At 47.6% G+C, this 2850-nt stretch carries 3 protein-coding genes and 1 pseudogene; 3 read left to right on the top strand and 1 reads right to left on the bottom strand.

The genetic code is table 11. The features are described from left to right. The first annotated feature begins 271 nt into the window (after positions 1-271). The 3 genes and pseudogenes from HMPREF2955_RS16785 (at position 272) to HMPREF2955_RS03975 (ending at position 2316) form a co-directional block, all read left to right on the top strand. Positions 272-430 (top strand): hypothetical protein, encoded by a 159-nt coding sequence (locus HMPREF2955_RS16785; RefSeq protein ID WP_246830062.1) that lies wholly within the window; start codon positions 272-274, stop codon positions 428-430. A 12-nt stretch (positions 431-442) separates the two neighbouring features. Next, positions 443-643 (top strand): hypothetical protein, encoded by a 201-nt coding sequence (locus HMPREF2955_RS15660; RefSeq protein WP_070721245.1) that lies wholly within the window; start codon positions 443-445, stop codon positions 641-643. A 201-nt stretch (positions 644-844) separates the two neighbouring features. After that, positions 845-2316 (top strand): annotated as a pseudogene (locus HMPREF2955_RS03975) (MFS transporter). 325 nt (positions 2317-2641) lie between these two features. On the opposite strand, the gene HMPREF2955_RS16140 reads toward HMPREF2955_RS03975, so the two are convergent. After that, positions 2642-2850, bottom strand: a 209-nt coding sequence (locus HMPREF2955_RS16140; RefSeq protein WP_210401271.1) for a hypothetical protein, incomplete at its 5' end; no start/stop codon positions are given.

The raw sequence follows: 2850 nt of genomic DNA, 5'->3' as shown, positions 1-2850 counted from the left end.
AGATTCCTAAGAGGGAATTAACTGAATTACCCTAGTTACATTCTCGTGTTGTTGTTTGTATCAGCACAGGCACTTTGTGCACAGACAACACGAACCATAACCGGACGAGTGGTAGATGTAAACAACACGCCACTTATAGGAGCAACCATCTCCGCCTAAGGAGACAAAAGCGGAACAGTTACCGACCTTGAGGGCAATTACACCATTGAAGTGCCGACAGGGACAACCGCACTCGTAGTGAGTTACCTAGGTTACAAACCCCAGACGGTAGGTGTGGCCAGGAAACAGCAAGAACAACAAATATGGCACATTCCCATCAGTGGCATTGGGATGGAACATGGAAAACGAAACATTCATGAAAGGCTTGCCGTGGATAGACCGTTCGAAACTACGCCTGTCGTGGGGAAAGAATGGAAACCAAGCCATCTAACCCTACGATGCGATGGCCACCATGACAGCCCGCCCCTACCTTGACGAGAAAGGACAGCCACTAACGGGATACTACTCGAAGAAACTGGCTGACCCTTCGTTAAGTTGGAAAACAACAGAGCAAGTAAACATAGGATGGGACTTCTCTGTATTTAAAGGAAGATTGGCCGGAAACATTGACCTATACTTTCAAACACCCACTGCCTGCTGCTGAACAAGGTAATACCGCAGATAAATGGCACCATCAACATCTTGCAGAATGTAGGGAAAACGCGCGGACACGGTGTGGAACTGCAACTGTTGAGCGTGAACCTGAAAACAAAAAACTTTACTTGGCGCACAGACTTCAACATTTCGCACGACCGGAGCAAGACATCAGAATGTAACAACACCAAAAACGAAAAACGATGAAAAAATGAATACCAACCATACTTCGCAACAACCAACCAACGTGAGATGGACAATTTGTGCGATGCTTTTCGTTGCCACAGCCGTGAATTACATGGATAGGCAAGCCTTGTCGCTAACGTGGAAAGACTTCATCGCCCCCGAATTTCATTGGACCGATGAGCATTATGGCAACATCACAGCACTTTTTGCCATTGTTTATGCAGTGGGCAATATGTTCTCGGGCAGACTAGCCAATAGGCTTGGAACAAAGAATGGCTATCTCTTGGCTCTTGGCGTATGGTCGGTAGGTGCATGTATGCACGCCTTTTGTGGATGGGCCACTGCCAAATGGATAGGGGTAAGTAGCATAACACATCTTATTGGCAATGTTGGCGAAATGGCAGTGATGGTTGCGAGCGTAAGCGTTTATTTCTTTATGACAGCACGCGTGGTGTTAGCAGTAGGAAAAATGGGCAATTTTCCCACGGCGATAAAGGCTACCGCCGAATATTTCCCCAAGGAAGACCGAGCCTTTGCCACTGCCATATTTAACCTTGGAGCTACGATGGGTGCACTTGTCGCACCTCTTTCTATACCCATATTGACACGTGCATTTCAACAGTTGGGGTTTGGGAATGGATGGGAGATGTCCTTTGTATGTATTGGTGCATTGGAATTTACATGGATGGGAGTGTGGATGCTGGTGTACAAAGACCTGAAAAATAACGTGTGCGTAAATGCAGAAGAGCGGAAGTATATCTTGCAAGACACACCCACAACCTTGCAGGAAACCGACGTGGTTATGACACAGAAACTGAACCATAAACCCATGAAATACACGGTATGACAATGCCTTCGGTTGCCACAAACGTAGGGCATATTCCTTGCCAAATTTCTTGCTGATGGGGTTTGGTGGTTCTTCTTGTTTTGGACGCCTGCCTACATTTCTGACGTCTATGGTTTTGCATCAGACTCGGTAGAGGCAAGAATAGCTCTCTTGACGTTGTACAGCATCACAATCCTGGCAATATTCGGGTCACGCCTACCCACAATTCTTCATTCCCGCCTTGGCGGAAACATCCTTAACGCCCCCGCATGAGGGGCATGCTGGTTTTCGCCGCATTCCCCATTCTCGCCCTTCTGGCACAGCCTTTGGGCCAATTGTCTTATTGGAATCCCATCGTCATCATCGGTATTGTGGGTGCAGCTCACCAATCATGGTCGGCCAACCTCTATTCTGTTGGTAGCAACCTATTCCCAAGAGAATCTGTGGCCACCATTACGGGAATCAACAGTTTGGCTGGTGGGCTGAGCGTAGGCCTTATCAACCTTACATCAGGCAAGCTGTTTCGTTATACCGAAGTTACCCAAACCTGTTATGTGGGCTTTCAGGGAAAGGCAGCAGGCTACTTTATGGTGTTCAGCTATTGTGCCGTTGCCTACCTCGTGGGCTGGTGCATGCTATGGCTCTTCACAACAAGGGTAAAACGGCCTTAGGGTTCTTCCTGTCTCTTGTCGCGAAGTTGTGACCTAAGTGTTGTTGTGAAAAAGACTCGGTCCGGTCTGCATCATGTTTCAATTGTCATTGAAGTCGTCTTGACTTTAAATATTTCTACAACCTGAGAGAAGTTTATGTCTTTATACTGTAAAACCAGGATACTCACCCCGCTCATGTACGAAGTTCCTGGACAAAGATACGATAAAACCAGAAATGTTGCCCCATTTGTCTGTGGCAAAACGTGGCTATGTTTCAGAAAGCGACCCTGGCGGAAGTTATTCCATACGTTCTCTACACGTTGAGAGTTTGGCTGCCAATGGCAGATTACTTCTGCGTTTGCATGGTGTTGCCTCCGTTGGCCGTGGGCAGCATGCCCTGCAACCGCTTGCACTGGCGGTAGCAAGCGCACGTGTTCTCTGTGCCGTTGCCCACTCGCGCGTGTATGCAGCATAATCGTCTTGTCCAACTTTCAGTAATATTTTTAACATTGTGAGTGCCATTTTTGTCCACCAACCGCTCACCTTGCCGCAAAA

Origin of the sequence: Prevotella sp. HMSC073D09, from assembly GCF_001814145.1 — a bacterium.
GTDB classification, from domain to species: Bacteria; Bacteroidota; Bacteroidia; order Bacteroidales; family Bacteroidaceae; genus Prevotella; species Prevotella conceptionensis.
Note: the sequence above shows the minus strand (reverse complement) of the source record. Positions and strands in the feature narration are given on the sequence as shown.

Excerpts from the sequence above, each read along its gene's own strand:
- HMPREF2955_RS15660 (WP_070721245.1), top strand. The coding sequence starts at position 443 with ATGGCCACCATGACAGCCCGCCCCTACCTTGACGAGAAAGGACAGCCA.